This window comes from Butyrivibrio sp. AE3003, assembly GCF_000686065.1.
In the GTDB taxonomy this organism is placed as follows: domain Bacteria; phylum Bacillota; class Clostridia; order Lachnospirales; family Lachnospiraceae; genus Butyrivibrio; species Butyrivibrio hungatei_A.
This window is the reverse complement of sequence record NZ_JMLX01000001.1, coordinates 1,564,061-1,584,481: the sequence shown is the minus strand read 5'-3', so window position 1 is coordinate 1,584,481 and position 20,421 is coordinate 1,564,061. Positions and strand designations below refer to the sequence as shown.

The 20,421-nt window shown below is 40.8% G+C and carries 19 protein-coding genes, 1 pseudogene and 1 riboswitch; all 20 genes and pseudogenes read left to right on the top strand.

Translation table 11 applies throughout. The features are described from left to right. The 20 genes and pseudogenes from CD00_RS0107575 to CD00_RS0107480 all read left to right on the top strand — a co-directional run bounded on the left by CD00_RS0107575 (position 1) and on the right by CD00_RS0107480 (position 20,334). Positions 1-1,767, top strand: coding sequence for an ABC transporter ATP-binding protein (locus CD00_RS0107575; protein ID WP_026655423.1), 1,767 nt, complete (start codon positions 1-3; stop codon positions 1,765-1,767). Further along, positions 1,764-3,518 (top strand): ABC transporter ATP-binding protein, encoded by a 1,755-nt coding sequence (locus CD00_RS0107570; protein WP_026655422.1) that lies wholly within the window; start codon positions 1,764-1,766, stop codon positions 3,516-3,518. Before CD00_RS0107575 ends, CD00_RS0107570 begins: the two co-directional genes overlap by 4 nt. A 2-nt stretch (positions 3,519-3,520) precedes the next feature. Further along, on the top strand, positions 3,521-4,138 hold the full coding sequence (locus CD00_RS0107565; protein ID WP_026655420.1) for a TetR/AcrR family transcriptional regulator: 618 nt from the start codon (positions 3,521-3,523) through the stop codon (positions 4,136-4,138). Positions 4,139-4,216: 78 nt separating this feature from the next. Next, positions 4,217-4,985: pseudogene (locus CD00_RS17630) on the top strand (ZIP family metal transporter). A gap of 92 nt (positions 4,986-5,077) precedes the next feature. Then, entirely contained in the window at positions 5,078-5,701 is a 624-nt protein-coding gene (locus tag CD00_RS0107555; protein WP_026655419.1) for a DUF6796 family protein, read from the top strand. Between the two features lie 27 nt (positions 5,702-5,728). Continuing rightward, positions 5,729-5,935, top strand: a complete 207-nt coding sequence (locus CD00_RS17625; protein WP_051594121.1) for a hypothetical protein — start codon at positions 5,729-5,731, stop codon at positions 5,933-5,935. A 155-nt stretch (positions 5,936-6,090) separates the two neighbouring features. Beyond that, a complete protein-coding gene (locus CD00_RS0107545) occupies positions 6,091-6,276 on the top strand; it encodes an ABC transporter ATP-binding protein/permease (RefSeq protein ID WP_026655418.1) in 186 nt (61 codons plus the stop codon). Between the two features lie 483 nt (positions 6,277-6,759). Continuing rightward, positions 6,760-6,972, top strand: coding sequence for a FeoA family protein (locus tag CD00_RS0107540; protein ID WP_026512996.1), 213 nt, complete (start codon positions 6,760-6,762; stop codon positions 6,970-6,972). Positions 6,973-7,030: 58 nt separating this feature from the next. Further along, entirely contained in the window at positions 7,031-9,022 is a 1,992-nt protein-coding gene (gene feoB, locus CD00_RS0107535; protein ID WP_026655417.1) for a ferrous iron transporter B, read from the top strand. A 116-nt stretch (positions 9,023-9,138) separates the two neighbouring features. Next, positions 9,139-9,372: a transcriptional repressor gene (locus tag CD00_RS0107530; protein WP_026655416.1), complete on the top strand. Its 234-nt coding sequence runs from the start codon at positions 9,139-9,141 to the stop codon at positions 9,370-9,372. Positions 9,373-9,402: 30 nt separating this feature from the next. Continuing rightward, positions 9,403-10,101: an ABC transporter ATP-binding protein gene (locus CD00_RS0107525; protein ID WP_026512999.1), complete on the top strand. Its 699-nt coding sequence runs from the start codon at positions 9,403-9,405 to the stop codon at positions 10,099-10,101. A gap of 1 nt (position 10,102) precedes the next feature. After that, a complete protein-coding gene (locus CD00_RS17620) occupies positions 10,103-12,133 on the top strand; it encodes an ABC transporter permease (protein ID WP_330370375.1) in 2,031 nt (676 codons plus the stop codon). Next, complete coding sequence (locus CD00_RS21160; RefSeq protein WP_442856156.1) at positions 12,060-12,425, top strand: FtsX-like permease family protein; 366 nt, start codon at positions 12,060-12,062, stop codon at positions 12,423-12,425. Before CD00_RS17620 ends, CD00_RS21160 begins: the two co-directional genes overlap by 74 nt. A 77-nt stretch (positions 12,426-12,502) precedes the next feature. Next, complete coding sequence (locus tag CD00_RS0107515) at positions 12,503-13,123, top strand: class I SAM-dependent methyltransferase (protein ID WP_026655415.1); 621 nt, start codon at positions 12,503-12,505, stop codon at positions 13,121-13,123. A 199-nt stretch (positions 13,124-13,322) separates the two neighbouring features. Then, on the top strand, positions 13,323-13,679 hold the full coding sequence (locus CD00_RS0107510; RefSeq protein WP_026655413.1) for a heavy-metal-associated domain-containing protein: 357 nt from the start codon (positions 13,323-13,325) through the stop codon (positions 13,677-13,679). Positions 13,680-13,851: 172 nt separating this feature from the next. Next, positions 13,852-14,631: an SDR family oxidoreductase gene (locus CD00_RS0107505; RefSeq protein WP_026655412.1), complete on the top strand. Its 780-nt coding sequence runs from the start codon at positions 13,852-13,854 to the stop codon at positions 14,629-14,631. A 240-nt stretch (positions 14,632-14,871) separates the two neighbouring features. Next, positions 14,872-15,393: a hypothetical protein gene (locus CD00_RS0107500; protein WP_026655411.1), complete on the top strand. Its 522-nt coding sequence runs from the start codon at positions 14,872-14,874 to the stop codon at positions 15,391-15,393. A 517-nt stretch (positions 15,394-15,910) separates the two neighbouring features. Continuing rightward, positions 15,911-16,050: riboswitch (cobalamin riboswitch) on the top strand. Between the two features lie 782 nt (positions 16,051-16,832). Beyond that, positions 16,833-17,972: a sirohydrochlorin cobaltochelatase gene (locus tag CD00_RS17615; RefSeq protein ID WP_442856191.1), complete on the top strand. Its 1,140-nt coding sequence runs from the start codon at positions 16,833-16,835 to the stop codon at positions 17,970-17,972. A 57-nt stretch (positions 17,973-18,029) separates the two neighbouring features. After that, positions 18,030-19,505: an ABC transporter substrate-binding protein gene (locus CD00_RS17610; RefSeq protein WP_207640462.1), complete on the top strand. Its 1,476-nt coding sequence runs from the start codon at positions 18,030-18,032 to the stop codon at positions 19,503-19,505. Between the two features lie 193 nt (positions 19,506-19,698). Further along, on the top strand, positions 19,699-20,334 hold the full coding sequence (locus CD00_RS0107480; RefSeq protein ID WP_026655409.1) for a precorrin-8X methylmutase: 636 nt from the start codon (positions 19,699-19,701) through the stop codon (positions 20,332-20,334). Positions 20,335-20,421 lie beyond the last annotated feature (87 nt).

Below are 20,421 nucleotides of genomic sequence, written 5' to 3'. Positions count from 1 at the left end.
ATGTTAAAAAAGGTTTTGGAGTATACGGGGAAGTATAAGAAATATACTTTTCTGGCAATGTTCTTGCTGGTTGTAGGACTGGCATTTAATGTTTTTCAGTTTGTGGCTATCTATAAAATGATAGATGGCGCGATCGGAGGAGAGACGAGTATTTCGTTTTATGTAAAATGGTCGGCTATCATGTTGATCTGTGGTTTTATATATGTTGCTCTGTATATTTACGGATTGGACAGATCTCATTTCAGTGCTTATCAGACACTTAAGAATTTGCGAATCTCTCTCCAGAAGAAGATGGAGAATCTTCCCCTCGGTGTTATCCAGGAACTTGGCGTGGGATCACTTAAAAAGGTATTCATTGATGATATCGATAACATGGAAATTTTGATAGCACATGCGCTTCCGGAAGGTTTTTCAAATCTTACCGTACCGCTGCTTGTAATTATCGTTATGTTTTTTGTTGATTGGAAACTTGCACTTCTTTCGCTTGCATCCCTTCCAATCGGAGTTGTAGCAATGTTTGCCATGTATGGTGCGGGAACAAGCAAGATGGGAGATTATTATGCATCAGCGCAGAAAATGAATGATACCATCGTTGAGTATGTAAACGGTATGGAAGTTGTAAAGATTTTTGGTCGCGACGGTGACAGCTACAAGAGATTTTCAGGTGATGTCATGAGTTACAGAGATTTTACGCTTGCATGGTACAAGATTTGTTGGCCATGGATGGCTTTGTACGGAAGTTTTCTTCCTTGTGTGGCTCTTTTGACGCTTCCGGTCGGAGGATATTTTGTATATACGGGAAGTTCAACGCTTTCCAATTTCCTTCTTGTCATGTGCATGTCTTTCTCAACAGGTCCCGAAATTTTAAGAGCGCTTACATTTATAAGCGTACTTCCTCAGCTTAATTATAAGATCACAGCTTTGGAAAATATCCTTTCGGCAGCACCTCTTAAGCAGGGAACAAAGTCTTTTGAGGGAAAAGATCATTCGATTGAATTTAAGAATGTAAACTTCTCCTACGACGGAAAGGTGGATGTAATAGAAGATGTAAGTCTCACGATTCCCGAGAACACGGTAACGGCACTTGTAGGTGAGTCGGGAAGCGGAAAGTCAACTTTGGCAAAGATTCTGGTGCATTTCTATGATGTTACGGGAGGCAGTGTAAAGATTGGCGGACAGGATATCACAGGTATGACGTTGGAAGCTCTGAACCGCGAGATATCTTTTGTCTCACAGGAACAGTTCCTTTTCAACATGAGTATTCTTGAAAATATCAGACTTGGAAAGCCCGGAGCTACCGATGTGGAAGTAATAGAAGCTGCCAATAAAGCGCAGTGTACCGAGTTCCTTAAGAAGCTTGATAACGGAATATATTCTATGGCAGGTGCCGCAGGAAAGATGCTGTCGGGCGGAGAGAGGCAGAGAATCGCACTTGCGAGAGCTATCTTAAAGAATGCTCCAATTATTGTTCTTGATGAAGCTACTGCATTTATGGATCCGGAAAATGAGGAAAAGATGAACAATGCGATAGCAGAGCTTATTTCTGACAAAACAGTAATTGTAATTGCTCACAGATTATATTCAATCAAGAATTCTGACAAGATTGTAGTTATGAAAAACGGAAAGATTCAGGCAGAAGGAACTCATGATGAACTTCTTAAGAACTCGGAGATGTATGCTAATCTTTGGGAATTGTCTGAAGGCGCAAAGGAATGGTCTGCTGCAGATAAAGGTAGCAAGGTAACAATGAAGGAGGCATTTGCATGATCGGGGCAATAAAAAGAATTATAGATTGTTCGGGAAAGTATAAGGGAAGGATACAGATTGCTTTTATTTTTTCTTTTTTGAAATCAGTTCTTCAGAACGCAGTAATTATATTGACGGTTCTTATGGTTGACGAGTTCTTTAAGGGAACGCTTGTAGCGGGAAGCTTTGTAAAATATGGTTTTATGTTGCTTGGATGTGTTATTGCGCAGGCAATTTTCATCCATGCTTCAGACAGACTTCAGTCAGCTGCGGGATTTATGCTTATGGCTGATATGAGAATAAAGCTTGGTGAGCATTTGAGAAAGCTTCCGATGGGATATTTTACAGCGGGAAATATCGGTAAGATCAGCTCGGTTCTTTCAACAGACATGGTATTTATTGAGGAAAACTCAATGATGACACTTGCAGATACTATGAGCTATCTTTTCGCGGCTGCAATCTTTACGGTATTCATGCTTATTTTTAATCCGGCGCTCGGCGCAGTTGCATTTATAGGATCATTGGTTTTGGTTCTTGTCGGAGAAGTAAAATACAACAAAGGAATAGCACTTTCAGGTGCAAGACAGGAACAGAGCGAAAGACTTACAAAAGCAGTTCTTGATTACATCGAAGGAATCGGAATCACCAAGACTTACAATCTTCTCGGAGATAAGTCAAAAGAAATGAGTGACAATTTCGAGAAGTCTTGTAAGGAGAGTTTAAGATTTGAAGGCAAGATGATTCCTTTTGGAGTTGTTATAAATATTATTTATGAAATATGTTCTATTGCGCTTGGGTTTGTGGCTTCAATCTTGTTTTTAAACGGAACAATAGATATAACAGCATTTCTTGGAGTAACTCTTTTCATGCTTAATGTATTTATTCCCTTGAGAGTTGCGTATATGGAGTCTGAGAAGCTTACGATCATGGATAAGTGCCTTGACAGGATTGAAGAAGTTATGAATGAGCAGGAACTCTCTGATTCGGGAAATAAGAAGATAACAACTGCAAAAGAAGGCGTGCCTGCAGTTGAGTTTAAGAATGTAAGATTCTCATATGATGCAAAAGAGACGATCAGTAATGTTTCATTCAAAGTTAAAGAGGGTGAGACAATTGCGCTTGTAGGACCTTCGGGAAGCGGAAAGAGTACACTTGCAAACCTGATGGCAAGATTCTGGGATATAGATGAAGGCGATATCCTGATCAACGGAACAAGCATAAAAGAAGTACCGCTTAAGAACCTTCTTGAACAGATCAGTATGGTGTTTCAGAATGTATATCTTTTCAAAGATACCATTTATAACAATATCATCATGGGAAGACCTGATGCGACAAGAGAAGAGGTTGTTGAGGCAGCCAAGAAGGCAAGATGTTATGACTTTATCATGAGCCTCCCCGATGGATTTGAAACTATGGTTGGTGAAGGTGGAGCATCGCTTTCGGGAGGTGAGAAGCAGAGGATATCAATTGCAAGATGTATCCTTAAGGATTCTCCTATCGTTATCCTTGATGAAGCAACAGCCAGCATAGATGCGGATAATGAGGCTGCTATCCAGCAGGCAATCTCAGAGCTTTGCAAAGGAAAGACGCTTATCATAATCGCACACAGACTTAAGACCATTAAAGACTCTGATTGCATCCTTGTTGTCAACAATGGTAAAATTGTTGAAAAAGGAAAACACGATGCGCTTATGGAAAAAGACGGAATTTATAAGACCTTTGTACAGATTAAGAATTCCGATTCCGGATGGTGTAAAAGAAAGATTGGCTGATTATGGCAGTTAGAGATACCAGCATAGATCCGAGATTATTGGAAAGTGCAAGGAAACATTTTAGGGAAAAAGGGTTTCTCGGTGCACAGCTTTCCGATATATGTAAGGATGCAGGAGTTACCACAGGAGCAATTTACAATAGATATAAAGGAAAAGAAGGCCTGTTTGAAGCAGTTGTAAAAGACACGGTCGACAGTATGAACAGCATCTTGGAGGAAGCAAAGACTGTTGATCCAAATAAGCTTTCAGATAAGGAACTTATAGGAGTTTGGAATAATACCGAGGAGAACACAAGACTTTGGAATAAGCGGCTCATGGATATGAAAGACGGACTGGAACTGGTTCTTAAGTGTTCAGAGGGGACTAAGTACAGTCATTTTCACGAACAGTGGCTTGAGAAAATGTCTGATATAGACTATGACTACTTAAAAGCATTGCAGGACAGGGAACTTGCAGATAAGAAAATTTCTCGCAAGGAGCTTCACGTGCTTGTCTCGGCATTGTGGAAGTTGTACACGGAACCGATTGTTCATGGTATGTCTGATAAAGAGATTGAACATCACTGCAAAGTGGTCGGAGATCTGTTCAACTGGTCCAAGGCGGTTGGAATCAAAAAATAATGTGATAAAATGAGGGAGAAAGCGTTTGCTTTCTTCCTCATTTATTGAGCAGAACACTTAACTTAACGAGGTATTTTTATGTTTCAGATTATTTTGATTCCTTTTTTGGGAACTGCGCTCGGAGCTGCGACAGTATTCTTTTTTTAAAAAAGCAATAGGAGAAAAGATGCAGCGTGCTCTTACCGGATTTGCATCAGGTGTGATGGTTGCAGCTTCTTTTTTTAGTTTGTTATTGCCGGCACTTGATCAGACGGCAGATATGGGAAAAATGGGATTTGTTCCCGTATCTATAGGTTTTGGCATAGGAATGTTGTTCCTTCTTGTACTTGATGTTGTAACACCACATATGCATCTTGATAAACTTGAGGAAGGCCCGAGAAGCGGACTTAAGAGAACTACAAAGCTTGTTCTTGCCGTAACTCTGCACAATATTCCCGAAGGAATGGCGGTTGGAATAGTTTGTGCGGGATGGATGTATGGAAACAGTGCCATTACTTATGCGGGAGCACTTGCTTTGGCACTGGGTATTGCAATACAGAACTTTCCTGAGGGAGCGATAGTTTCAATGCCGCTTCTTGGTGAGGGAGTGCCGAAAGGGAAAACTTTCCTGTATGGCGTACTGTCGGGAATAGTTGAGCCGATCGGAGCTGTTCTTGTATTGGTGGCTTCGGGAGTATTGATTCCATTGATGCCGTATCTTCTCAGTTTTGCGGCAGGAGCGATGATCTACGTTGTAGTGGAAGAACTTATTCCCGAGATGTCGGAAGGCGAACACTCCAATATAGGAACACTCTGTTTTGCGGCAGGGTTCATTCTTATGATGGCACTTGATGTAGGGTTAGGGTGATCGTTATTAAGAAGAAATTGCATTTATGCCCGTGTTGTTGGACGAATAGTTTATAACACGGGACTTTTGTAGAATATTAAAAAGGAGCAGGTATGACAACAGTAATAGCAGTAGGCCTTATAGGAGCGCTTCTTATGTTCTGCGGAGACATGACCTTATACTTTGATAAGGATGATTATGTGCAAGACGGAACAATAAATCCTATTATTGATATTATGAAAAAGCTTCCTCCAAAGCGTGTTATGCTTGGCGGCTTGATAGGGCCTGTAGCGGCGTTTCTTTATTGTATAGGCTTTTATCACATTGTACTGATTACGGATGAGGCATTTCATAATGCTGCGTTTGCGGCATTTTTGCTAAGTTGTTTCGGTATTATTGCAGGAGGTGCATATCACAGTCACTGTGCTTATCTTGGACTTCTTGGAGCAGATGAGCATCGAGACGGTTTAGATATAGCCATGAAGTATTTTCAGAAGCTTGCACTTATATTGTATGCAGGTGAAGGCTTGGGACTTCTGATTTTGATAGTTCTGATAGCTTTAGGAAAGACAGTGTTCCCGCAGTGGATGGCACTGATATCTCCCGGAGTTCTTTTTCTTTTAAAGCCATTATCAAGGAAACTCCCCAAGGGACTTCATATGGTCATATGCGGAGGGTATACTAATTTCATTTTTATTGTGTATTACGCTGTGGCTATCATGCAGACTTTGTTATAATCAAAGAGGAAAGGCGATGGTACAGTAATGAACAATAACGAGGAATTTGCAGAAGAAATACTTGAAGAATCAATAAATGAAGGGTATTCGGGAAAGGATCTCTTAAAAGAATTTAAGTCAAGACAATCGAAAGTCAGACCTGCCATAAAGGAAATGCTAAATGAAGCTCATAAGATGGCTAAAGGTGAAATGGAATCGATGTCATATGATGATGTATTTGGTGAGGAGGAGTGAGTAATTGGCAAATATTATTATTTCTCCTGCTACCGGCAAGTATATTTTGAGATTTTGGAGCAACATCTAATTAAGTGTTGCTCCAAAAATTTTTGTTCAAAAGTTAGCAAAAACTAACAAATGGTGATATTATATATCAGAATGCCCTCGATGAGATGTCTGCCGAGGCGGTTGAATATGTAAGAGGTATTCCTGTTGTAAAGACTTTCGGTCAGTCTGTATTTTCTTTTAAAAGATTCAAAGATGCGATTGATAAATATGAAAAGTGGACTATTACCTATACTGTCGGTTGCATTATCGGCTACTTCTGTGGTGCTGCTACCGGTATCGGAAGCGGATGAATCCACGTCGTCTTTTCCGCATCCTGTAAGAGATAATACAAGAATAGCAGAGAAGATGACTGACAAAACTTTGATTTTCATATTTATAGCTCCTCTCTTAAGTAGAAAAATAATATGTTAGCGAGTGCTAACCAGTCACCAGTGAAGTCTATCATAGATTTCGCGGCTTTGATATGAGCAAAATAGACAAAAAATTGTAAATGGTTACCAGAAACTAACGGAAAAGTGTTGACAAAGAAGTTAGCAAGTGCTAACATGAACGCAGTTAGGTAAATCTAACGTGTGACATACGTATGTTTACAGAAATCTCCTACACAAAATGCCGCATCTTGCCAATGCGGCATTTTTTCTGCGGTTTGGTGGATAGAAATGTTTTTGCGATTATGCTATTGACAAACATTCTTAATAAGAATATTCTATGTTTGAGGTTAGCATAAGCTAATAATGATTGTATGATGCTAACTCGAGTTACAGGAGGGTAATATGACACTTAATGATGCGGAACTTGGTAAGGAATACATAATTGATGCTATAGACACAGGTGGAGATGAGGAGATGGAGAGCTTCCTTTTTTCACTGGGATGTTATAGCGGAGAGAAGATTACTGTTGTTGATAAGAAACGTAATCTTGTGGTCGCTATTAAGGATGCAAGATATAATATCGATCCTGAGTTAGCGGGAGCTATCAATATCTGAGGATGTGCAGAAATCTGCTTTCCATAAATTTTTTTAAACGATTTTAGGAGGAATTGTAATGAGAATCGCAATGGCAGGTAATCCCAACAGTGGAAAAACGACCATGTACAACGCTCTGACGGGAAGGAGCGAGAAGATTGGTAACTGGGCAGGAGTTACTGTTGACAAGAAAGAGCATGCTATTAAAAAGAGTTATTATGATGGAGACAAAGAGCTGATCGCTGTCGATCTGCCCGGTGCATATTCGATGTCACCGTTTACTTCAGAGGAGAGCATCACAAGTGCTTATGTAAAGAATGAGCATCCTGACGCGATAATAAATATCGTTGATGCAACTAACTTAAGCAGAAGCCTTTTCTTTACAACGCAGCTCCTTGAACTTGGGATTCCTGTTGTTGTTGCACTCAATAAGAATGATGCCAATGACAAAAAAGGCAATTCAATTGACGAGAAGGCATTGGCAGAAAAGCTCGGATGCCCTGTGATCAAGACTGTTGCAACATCTGAGAACGGTCTTAAAGATGTGGTTAAGGTTGCGGCATCACTTGAAGGAAAAGGACAGAAAGAGCCTTACAGACAGGGAGATGTTGACGTTCATGATAAAGCGGCGGTTGAAGCGGCTGACAGAAAGCGCTTTGAATTCGTAAACAAGATCGTAAGTGAAGTTGAGAACCGTAAGGTACTTACAAAAGATAAGAACTTTGGTGATACGATCGATAATGTGATAACACATCCTGTTATCGGAATTGTTGTTTTTGCTGCTATTATGTGGCTTGTGTTCTATATTTCACAGACAACGGTCGGAACATGGCTTGCGGATATTCTTGCGGGATGGATTGAGAGCTTCCAGGGAATGGTCGGAGATGCAATGGCAGATGCTAATCCGCTTCTCTATGCACTTCTTGTAGATGGTATCATCGGCGGTGTAGGAGCGGTTGTAGGATTTCTCCCTCTTGTTATGGTAATGTATTTCCTTATCGCGCTTCTTGAAGATTGCGGATATATGTCAAGAGCAACAGTAGTTCTTGATCCTATCTTTAAGAGAGTAGGCCTTTCGGGAAAGTCGGTTATTCCTATGATCATAGGAACAGGTTGCGGTATTCCTGCGATCATGGCTTGCCGTACTATCAGAAATGAGAGAGAAAGACGTGCAACAGCTATGCTTGCAACATTTATGCCTTGCGGAGCCAAGCTTCCCGTTATCGCACTTTTTGCAGGTGCATTTTTCCCTGAATCAAGATGGGTAAGTTTCATCTGCTATATGGGAGGTATCTTGCTTATCCTTCTCGGAGCGCTTCTTATCAAGGCTATCACAGGTATGAAGTACAGAAAGAGCTTCTTTATCATTGAGCTTCCCGAGTACAAGGTTCCGAGCCTTATGTTTGCGATTAAGTCAATGCTTGAGAGAGGTAAGTCATACATTGTTAAAGCAGGAACCGTTATCCTTGTTTGCAATACTGTAGTTCAGATCATGCAGACATTTGATTTCAGCTTCCAGCCTGTAGAAGAGGGAATGGAAGGAACATCGATCCTTGCAGGTGTTGCAGGACCTTTTGCTTATCTTCTTATTCCTGTTGTAGGTGTCATGAGCTGGCAGCTTGCGGCAGCAGCTATCACAGGATTTATTGCGAAGGAAAATGTAGTAGGAACAATCGCTACCGTATATGCAATCTCAAATCTTATCGATACGGAAGAACTTGAGCTTATCGGAGAAGGTAACGCTGTTGCGGCAGTAATGGGAATCACTAAGGTTGCAGCTCTTGCATATCTTATGTTTAACCTTTACACACCTCCTTGCTTTGCTGCTCTTGGTGCTATGAATTCTGAGATGAAGTCTGCCAAGTGGCTCTGGGGAGCAATCGGACTTCAGCTTGCATCCGGATTTACTGTTGGTTTCCTTGTATATCAGATTGGAACACTTATTACAACAGGAACTGTAGGCGCAGGATTTGCGGCAGGACTTGTTGCAATCGCAGTATTTGCAGGTGTTATTGTATATCTCATAAAGAGAACTCAGAGAGAAATGGTACTTGAATATAAACTTGACTAATAATTTGTAAGCCCGTTTAATGCGGGCTTACTTAATAACAAAGGGTTAGCTTAAGCTAACATACGATATATAACAGACGGAACAGTATGATGGCTTTTTGAATTGGAGACGAGATTATGAATGATGAACAGATAATCATGATGCTACGAAACAACGGAATGCGAATAACTAAACAGAGAAAAATTGTGGCTAAGGTTATTGCTGAGAATGATGGTGTTTCATGCAAGACAATATGCTGTATTGTCAAGAATAGAGACGAATCAATAGGGACAGCAACTGTTTATCGTATGATAAAAGAATTGGAGGACATTGGGGCTGTTGAGAGAATAGACATGATCAAACATAATTGACGGCACCATTCCATAGAACAAGGAATTATTATGCAATTAGAATTACAGAATATCAAAAAATCGTATGGCGAGGGTGGAAGCCGTATTGAAGTACTTAAGGATATTAGTCTTGGCATTGAAAAAGGGGAGTTTGTGGTACTTCTTGGCCCGTCAGGTTCCGGAAAGTCCACTCTTCTTAATATAATCGGAGGGATTGATACCGCCGATTCAGGCAAGATAATAATCAGGGAAAAGAGTATGGCGGATATGGACGAGAAGGCGCTTACTTCATACAGAAGAGAGCACCTTGGGTATATTTTTCAGATGTACAATCTTATTCCCAATCTTACCGTCAGAGAAAACATTGAGGTTGGGGCATATCTTTCCAAGAAACCGCTTGATATTGACGAAATCATAGAGGTACTTGGTCTAAAGGAACATCAGAACAAAATACCGAGTCAGTTGTCGGGAGGGCAGCAGCAAAGATGCTCGATAGGAAGAGCAATCGTAAAGAATCCGGATATTCTTTTGTGCGACGAACCCACAGGAGCCCTCGATTACAATACTTCCAAGGAGATTCTTGCACTTATTGAAAGAGTTAACAAGGAATATGGAAATACGGTCATCATGGTCACTCACAATGATGCCATAAAAAATATGGCAGATTTTGTAGTGAAATTAAGAGATGGCGTTATAAGAAAGAGTTACAGAAATGAAACGAAACAAACAGCGGAAGAACTTGACTGGTAAGATGAAGAAACCGCTTAACAAAAGACTTATCAGAGAACTTACAGGCGATATTGGAAAATACATTGTTATTTTCATTCTGCTAGTTTTTTCAATAGGTTTTGTTTCGGGTTTTCTTGTTGCCGGTGAGAGCATGATCAAAGCTTATAATGAGAGCTTTGAAAAATATAACATAGAAGATGGGAACTTCAGAACAGAAGAGAAAATAACCGCGACGCAAAAAGAGCGGATTGAGAAAAAAGGAGTTTCCATATTTGAAAACTTCTATATAGAAAAAGAATTTGATAACAACACAAAACTTAGAATATTTTCAAACAGGGAACAGATAGATAAGGTATGCGTGATGGAAGGAAGGCTTCCGGATGACCTTTATGAGATTGCGATAGACAGAATGTATGCAGATAATAACAGGCTGAGTGTCGGAGACAAACTGGTTTCGGAAAGCGAGAGCTATGAGATTGTAGGTCTCGTGGCATTGTCTGACTACAGCGCACTTTTTTACAGCAATAACGACATGATGTTTGATGCATCTGCGTTTGGAGTTTCGGTCGTATCGGCAAAACAGTTTGCGAAATATGATGAAGCCAAGATCCGGTATAACTATGGCTGGTTGTATGATGATAAACCTCAGACTGACGTGGAAGAGAAAAAAGCTTCTGACGATCTGATGGATGTTCTGGCTAATATTGTTTCGCTTGAAAATTTTGTTCCGGGATATCTTAATCAGTCAATTACGTTCACGGGAGAAGATATCGTCGGCGACAAGGCAATGATGGAAGTTCTTTTGTACATAATAATCATCATTGTTGCTTTTGTATTCGGAGTTACGATCAATAACACTATACATAAAGAAGCTACTGTAATAGGTACGCTCAGGGCGTCAGGATATACGATAAATGAGCTTATAAGACATTATATGTCAATGCCGCTTATTGTAACCGTTATCGCGGCGGTCATCGGAAATATTCTGGGATATACATGTTTTAAGAACGTATGCGTTGCTATGTATTACGGAAGCTATTCGCTTCCTACATATGTGACAATCTGGAGTGCGGAGGCTTTTTGGAAGACCACGGCAATTCCTATAGTGATAATGATCTTTATTACTTACTTTATCCTTAGGAAAAAACTGAGCTTAAGTCCTTTAAAGCTTATCAAGCGCGACCTTAGCGGGAAGAAGCCGCGTGCTGCGATTGCCTTAAACAAAAAGATAAGGTTTTTTGACCGTTTCCGTATAAGAATTCTTATTCAGAATAAGAGCAGTTACATAATTCTTTTTATGGGGCTTTTGTTTGCCAATCTGCTTCTCTTTTTCGGAATGATGCTTCCGCCGCTTCTTGTGCATTTTCAGGGGATTGTGACAGAGAATATGCTTGCAAAGCACACATATATGCTTCAGATTCCGGCAGGGGCGATAGATGACGAAGATGAATTGTCGGCGGCTTTTTCATATGTCTTTTTACTGAACAAGATAAGTACAAATAATCCGACGGCGGAGAAATTCTCTGCTTACGGGCTTAAGACAACGGGCGAAGGCGGAAGCAGGGTTGAAGATGTAAGCCTATATGGGATAAAAGAGAACAGCAAGTATATTCACGCTGACTTTGATGATAAGACAGTGCTTGTTTCTTCGGCGTATGCAGATAAGTACGGGCTTAAAGAAGGCGATGTGATAACGCTTAAAGAGCCTTACGAAGATAAGTATTACGGCTTTAATGTAACGGGAATATATGACTACGACGGCGGAATTGCTGTCTTTATGAGCAAAAAACATCTAAATGACATAATGGGACTTTCGGAAGATATGTTCTCGGGATATTTCTCCGATACGGAGATTACTGATATTGAAGAGAAGTATATCGGCACGACAGTAGATGAGGAGTCGCTTACGAGAGTGTCGAGGCAGCTTATGATATCAATGGGAAAACTGATGTACATGGTAGACGGTTTTTTCGGTAGTTATGTTTATTGTACTGATATATCTTTTGTCCAAACTTATCATCGAAAGGAATGTGCAGTCGATATCTATGGCTAAGATTCTGGGTTACACGGGAAAAGAGGTTGCGGCGTTGTATATAGTCCCCACAGCACTTGTGGTTGTGGCTTCGCTCCTTATTTCGTACCCGATATTGTCTTATGTCATGGTCGGAATATTCAGAGTTATGTTAAAGCAGATGATGAGCGGCTGGATGGTTATCTGGCTTGATCCGTCGGTTTATGTAAAGATGTTCCTCATGGGAATAATTACTTATGCGATTGTTGCCGTTATTGAGTACAGGAAGATAGGTAAGATTCCGATGAGTGAAGCACTTAAGAATGTTGAGTGATGGATTTTGGGTAAATTATTCGATGTGAACTATGCAAGTTTGAGCTTGCCGAATAAAAAAGATGAGGATGAAAAAATATGGGATTATTTAAAAAGTATGTAAATCAGGTGAGTAAACCGGAAGGTTTTCTGGGAAAGATGATGATTGATACTATGAACGGCGGACATGCGAAGATGGCTGACTGGGGAATGTCGCACCTTCAGACAATTGCGCCGGATGAAATTTTGGAAGTTGGATGCGGGGGCGGAAGAAACGCATCTGCGCTTATGAAGAAGTATCCGTCTTCTAAGCTTACTGCAATTGATTATTCGGAGTTATCTGTTGAGAAGGCCAAGTCATTTAATACGGATATGATATCGAGTGGACGTTGCAAGGTGCAGCAGGGAAATGTTGCCGAGCTTAATATGAATGAGCAGTTTGATCTTGCTACGGCTTTTGAGACCATTTATTTCTGGCCGGGACTTGAGAGATGTTTTGGTGAAGTGAATAAGGCGCTTAAGCCCGGTGGAACATTCATGATCGTAAATGAATCTGACGGAATGGACAAGGCAAGTCTTGGATTTGAGAAGATTGTTGAAGGCATGAAATGTCATACGATCGATGATATCAAGAGTGCGCTTAAAGGAGCCGGATTTAAGAATGTTGTTGCGGATCATCATGGAAACAAGCCGTGGATAACGGTTATCGCGAAGAAGTGATAAAGGAAAATGATTTAAATGAGGTTATAGTAAAGAAGTGATGAAGGCTTGGATAACGGTTACTTCCAAAAAAAGAATCGGGAATAAGGTCTGAAGTAATGGGGGGGAGAAATAAGGTCTAAATGAATAAATGTAGTGGGGGCATGTTTGGGGATAAGCGGTTACGAATATAGAATGTCATATATGTGAGGTGCCGATTATGTCAAATATTATAATAGCAGCGATTTTGGCAATAATTTTGTTCGTGGCTTTTAGCGGAGCGATTAAACACTTTAAGGGTGAAGGAGGTTGCTGCGGAGGTGGCGGCTCGACAGTGAAAGAACCTGACAAAGAGCTAGCCGGTCCTGTTATAAAGACTAAAGTGTTTGAAATAGAAGGAATGCACTGTGAAAACTGTGTAAACCGAGTTAAGCGCGCAATAAACAGAATTGACGGCGTTTCAGCCAAAGTCAATTTAAGAAAAAAAGAGGCGGTTGTCAGCTACGACAGGGAGGTTGATGACAGTTCTTTTACCAAAGATATAGAAGCTCTGGGATATACAATCACAGAGAAATAAGGAATAAATGGTTATGTTTTTGATATTACGGTAGCTTACATAAGCCCTTAATATAACATAATATTAGTGCTACTGTCACCAAAAAAGTCGAGTTATTTGATGACAGCAGCACTAGGAAAGGGAAAGTATGTCCGACATTATTTCATTAATTATCGGATAATACAGAAAAAACATGGAAAAAAATTATTTTGATTTATCAGAGAGAGTTGCGATTATAACAGGCTGTTCTTCGGGACTCGGAGTACAGATGGCGAAAGCGCTTGCATCACAGGGGTGCAATATTGTAGCTGTTGCTCGTCGCAAGAATCTTATTGATGAAGTTGCAAAAGAAATCAGTGAGAAATATAAGGTTAAGGCAATCGGCGTTGTATGTGATATTACAAGCACAGAAAATGTAAATGATGCAGTTGATACTGTAATGAAGGAATTCGGAAGAATCGATATTCTTATAAACAATGCCGGTACTGGATCGGGAGCTACAGCTGCCGAGGATGTTGAAGACTCTCAATTTGAAGGTGAAGTGGCTATAGATCTTACAGGAAGCTTTAAGATGGCAAGAGCGGTTGCAAAGAAAGCAATGATTCCTGCTGCATATGGCAGAATTATCAATATTGCTTCCATGTATGGACTCGTTGGAAACAATATTGCTCCTGCGGTAGCATATCATGCTGCAAAAGGCGGTGTAGTCAATCTTACAAGAGCACTTGCTTCCGAGTGGGGAAATAAGGGCATTACGGTAAATGCAATCTGTCCGGGATATTTTGAAACACCGCTTACAAAGGAAACTTTGGACAGTGAGTTCTTCCAGCAGTATGCGCGAACAATGATTCCCATGCAGCGCTATGGAAAAGAAGGAGAGCTTGATAGTGCTGCAATCTTCCTTTCTTCTCCTGCAAGTACATATGTAAATGGAGTTATCCTTCCGGTTGATGGTGGATATACAGCTATGTGAAAAGTGTTTCAATTTTGGGTAGTATTTGAGATTGAGTTTTTTGGTTGTACTGGGGAACCTGAAATGCTTAAAAAATTGATATTCATCCAAAATAGTAAGATGTATAATTATATGCATAGAAGTTTTGTGCTTCTATGCATATTTTTAGTAAGAGTTATTTTGAGAAATAATATGCTATGTGATTCAATAAAAACATATGCAGATTCAGCGCATAAATAATAAGATTGGAAGAGGATTTCTATGAGAAGATTGCCTTTGATGCTTTTATTGACAACATTTGCATTGTCAGCAGTAAGTTGCGGACAAAAAAACAAAGATGTTTTTGAAGAACTTGAGGAAGTAATTGGCGATGATGGCCCGGCATCTGACTATATTTCTTCGGATGCAGATGATAATTCGGCGGACTTGGTATCAGCTTTACATGATTCTAAATCAAAATTGGAGGGAAGATGGCAGACGGCTTCTATGTCATACGAAGACGATGGAAGTATGCAACCCGAGTACTATGTGGAATTTACGGATTCAGAGATAAAATACGGGCATCTTAAAGATGAAGAGTTTGTTGTAGATCATGTCGATAAGATAGAGGCGCTGTTACTGGGTTCAAAGTGCAAAATACAAGCGACATCATCAACAGGAGTTAAGTATACTTATCAGACTTCCGAAAGCGATGAGAATGTACTTGAATACTATGAGACCTGGAATGAAGAAGAATTCCCCGACACATATAGCGGTGGTGCTTCGCTTAGCAGATGTGAGTAAGTGATGAGCTACAGAGAAATGTACGTTGAGTTTGTGCGGTAGAGAAGGTGCACCGTACAGAGAGACTGAGGAGATTGTGTGCGGTGCGGGAGTGAAGGAGTGCACCGTACAGAGAGGTCGCGTAGAATGTGTGCGGTGCGAAAAAAGTAAAAAGTACCGTACGGATGGCATGCTTATGATATGTACGGTGCGAAATGCGAAAAAGTTACCGTACGGATGGCATGTTTATGATATGTACGGTACGAAATGCGAAAAGTTACCGTACGGAAGGCAAGTTTATGAATTGTACGGTACAAAAAGTGAAAAAGTCACCGTACAGGCGGTATGTTTATGATACGTACGGTGTGAAAAGCGAAAGAGACACCGTACGAGCGGCAAGTTTATAAGCTGTACGGTGTACTTTATATCTTGCAAGGTTTTGATTATTCTTAAAGATGTGCTATTATATGTGATGAAAATTTCATAAAAAGCGGAAGGTGTCCGCAGTTCCTTTATGTATGGGGTGAGAAGATTTACTGTCATTATTTCATATTTAGGAAGAAGACTGTGGGTGAAAAGGGAAGCAGGTGTAAGTCCTGCACGAACTCGTCACCGTGATTCGAGATTTTTTTACAAGTTTCGATCAGCCGGGAGACCTGCCTGTCGCTGTACATGGGATACCCAAGCCACGAGGAACTGGTTGTACGAAGATGTGGTTTGCTGTAGAACGCAGCAAATTGGATTCTTTTGCGCATTTTTACATCGTATGAACTATCAGCTCGTGCTTCGGCACGGGCTTTTTTCTTGGGAGAATTAGTGTGGAAGTTTCACATAAAAGATTAGGATGTAAAAAGATTGTACAGTAGTTGCAAAGGCAAGGATGTAAAAGCTTGTACATCTTGCCGTGATAACTACTACATGGCGCTTTTTCAACTTTCTTCACAGGCTTTCGTAATCATATATTTTCACGGAGGACTATTATGAAAAAGAAAACACTTGCATTATTACTTGCAACAGCATTGTGTGTATCAATGTTTGCAGGATGCGGCAAGGCACAGACTGAGGCACCTGCTGACGGAGCGTCTGCAGAAGTGTCATCTGAAGAGGCAAATGCGGCATCTTCAGAAGCTTCAGATGCAGAAGCGGCAAACGGAGAGCTTGCAGACGGAGTCTACACAGCTTCTTTTAACACAGACAGCTCAATGTTCCATGTAAATGAAGCAAATGACGGAAAAGGAACACTTACCGTTAAAGACGGTAAGATGACAATCCACGTATCACTTGCATCAAAGGGTATTTTAAATCTGTTCTGCGGAAGTGCAGAGGATGCGCAGAAGGAGGGAGCAGAGCTCCTTCAGCCAACAAATGATACAGTAACTTATGAAGATGGAACAACAGAAGAAGTTAATGGCTTCGATATTCCTGTTCCTGCAATCGATGAGGAGTTTGATGTGGCACTTATTGGAAAAAAGGAAAAATGGTACGACCATAAGGTTTCTGTTTCTGATGTTAAGCCCGAAGCTTCGGATGAAGATCAGGCAGCAGCAGACAACGTTGCAAAGCTGATCGATGCTATCTATGTTCAGGAGCGTACGGATAAGACTGATGAACAGTGCGCCGAAGCAAAGAAAGCATGGGATGCGCTTACAGACAGTCAGAAGGAGCTTGTTGAAGGTGAAGAAGCAGATCCTGATTACTTTGGAAGAGATACAGGCGATGCATCCAAGGATGATGCCCTCAATGCCGATAAGATTGGGGATAAAGAGATTCTTGTAGTAAGTTTTGGAACTTCTTTTAACGAAAGCAGGGTTGAGGATATAAGTGGAGTAGAGAAGGCTCTTGCAGCAGCTTATCCTGATTATGCGGTAAGAAGAGCTTTCACAGCACAGATTATTATCAACCACGTTCTTGCAAGAGACAATGAAGCTATCGACAACGTGGATCAGGCGCTTGAGAGAGCGGTAAATAACGGCGTAAAAGAGCTTATCGTTCAGCCTACACACCTTATGCACGGTGCGGAGTATGACGAACTTATGGATGCGCTTAAGAAATATGAGAGTAAATTTACTAAGGTGGCGGTAGCAGAGCCTCTTCTTGGCGAAGTTGGGAAAGATGCTTCGGTTATCAATAAGGATAAAGAAACTGTAGCAAAGGCAGTTGTTGCAGAAGCGGTTAAGACAGCAAAGTTTGACAGCATCGAAGCTGCTGATAAGGACGGCACAGCATTTGTTCTTATGGGACATGGGACATCACACACAGCAAATGTAACTTACAGCCAGATGCAGACACAGATGGATAAGCTTGGATACAAGAATGTATTCATCGGAACGGTAGAAGGCGAGCCTGAAGAGACTGAGCTTAGCAAGGTTATTGAGAAGGTTAAGGCAGCTGGATATAAGAAAGTAGTTCTTCGTCCCCTTATGGTTGTTGCAGGAGATCACGCAAACAACGATATGGCCGGAGATGATGCCGATTCCTGGAAGAGCGGATTTAAGGCAACGGGTGCATTTGACAGTGTTGAGTGCCAGATAAGCGGTCTCGGAAGAATCGCAGATGTTCAGAAACTCTATGTTGAGCACACAGGTGCTGTTATCAAATAAATGAAAACCACAATGAACAGACAGAAAAATATACTGAATAATTATATAAAAGGTATTATGTTTCTTCTGTTTTTCACCATAAGTGTAATCGGATGCGGCAATATTTCAGATGGGGAATATGCCGCATCTGTTACTCTTACGGGAGGAAGCGGAAAAGCAACTATAGAAAGTCCTTGCACTGTAACTGCAAAAAAAGGCAAACTTACGGCAAGGATTGTTTGGAGTAGCTCAAATTACGACTACATGATCGTAGACGGGCAAAGATATGATAAAGTAAATACAGATGGGAATTCTGAATTTGAGATTCCGATAGTCCTTGATAAAAAGATGGATGTTCAGGCTGATACGACAGCCATGAGTAAGCCACATCTTATTGATTACACACTTATTTTTTCTGTTTCCGATTCCAAAGATGATGCAAAGATCGAAGATGAATCTGCAAAAGAAACGAAAGTAAAGCTTAAAACAGAAATTGAACTTGAAAAACCACCTGTGATAGCAGGTCTTACATATGAATCAACCGATGATAACAACTTCGCAAAGTGCTACAGGATACACAGATATTCAGGCGGCTACGCGGTTATAAGTATAGATGACGGAAGAAATTATCTTATAGTACCTGACGGAAAAGAAATCCCAAAAGTAGAAGAAAAAGATATGAAAATCTTACAGCAGCCGCTTGATAAGATTTATCTTGCCGCATCGGGAGCAATGTGTCAGTTTGATACGATAGGAGCTACAGAGAATATCGCCCTTTCAGGTATTGAGCGTGACGACTGGTACATAGATTCTGCCGTAAAGATGATGGATGAAGGAACACTTAAATACGGCGGAAAGTACAGTGCGCCTAACTATGAAATGATGGTGTCTGATGATATCGATCTTGCGATCGAGTCGACGATGATCCTTCATTCTCCAAAGGTTATTGAGAAGCTCGAACAGCTTGAAATCCCTGTTTTTATCGACAGATCGAGTTATGAACAGGATCCTGTAGGCAGATGCGAGTGGATAAAGATTTACGGACTTTTGACGGGAAAAGAAAAAGAGGCGGAGCAGGCTTTTGCAGAGCAGATTGTAAAAGTTACATCGCTTGATGATATTGATTTTTCGGGCAAAACAGTATCTTTTTTCTCCGTGAATTCTGAACATCTGATATTTACGAGAGGGAAAGACGACTATTTTGCAAAGATGGTTGAAAAGGCAGGTGGCGTCTATGTTGCTCCGCCACAAACCGGCAAAGAAGGTAATTCGTCATATCTTAGCGTAAGTACTGAGGCATATTATGACTATGCAAGAGATGTTGATATTCTCATATATAACGCTGCCATTGAGGATGCGCCCGCAGATCTTGCCGAACTTAAGCAAACCGATGTGATCTTTAATGATATGAAAGCAGTAAAGAACGGCGATGTCTGGTATACAGACAAATCACTGTATCAGTTTGCAAATAAAACCGGTGATATAATAAGTGACCTCGGAGGGGTGCTCTCAGGTAAAAGCGATGATACGGGATTTTTTCATAAGCTTAAATAGTCATGACATCTTAAATGAAATTACAGAAATCCGCACCAGCTGCGGATTTCGTGAGAACATGAATCAGGAGTCAGCCAAGCCCTATCGACGAAGTCGATTCAAATTGGCTTGGTTGATGCATTCTTGAACTTCATGTTCAAGAATGTATGACATCTTAAATGAAATTACAGCAGTATTAAAATGAGGAAAACAGATGGAAATTAAGCACATTCTTCCTTCCGATATAGAAAAAACAAGTCTTGGCATAATAAAACAAGAACTCACACAAATGGGAAAGACGCTTCCGGATGATACAGAAGCTACCGTGATAAGGGTGATTCATACCACGGCAGATTTTGAGTATGCGGATACCATGATGTTCTCGGAAGGCGCGGTGGAAAAGGGCCTTGAAGCCATTAAGAATGGCGCACATATTGTGACCGATACGAATATGGCACTTTCGGGAATCAGCAAAAAAACTCTCGCAAGATTCGGCGGAGAAGTTCATTGCTTCATGGCAGATGAAGAAGTTGCCAAGGAAGCCAAAGAGCGAAATGTTACAAGAGCATATGTCAGCATGGAAAAGGCGGCAAAGCTCGGCGTTCCGATAATTTACGCTATAGGAAATGCTCCGACGGCACTTATCAAGCTAAAAGAACTCATGGATGAGGGCTACAGGCCGGAACTTATAATAGGCGTTCCGGTCGGTTTTGTAAACGTTGTTGAGGCAAAAGAACTTATAATAAATAATGACAAAGACGTTCCTTATATAGTTAACAGAGGACGTAAGGGCGGAAGCGGTGTTGCGGCGGCGATATGCAATTCGCTTTTGTATAAATTGTATCGTTGACGCTGTTTTTGTCATATGGACGAGTGTGTTGTTTTGATCATCTATAATCAGATTGTGCAGTATACGGGGGTAAATTCTGTTTATTTA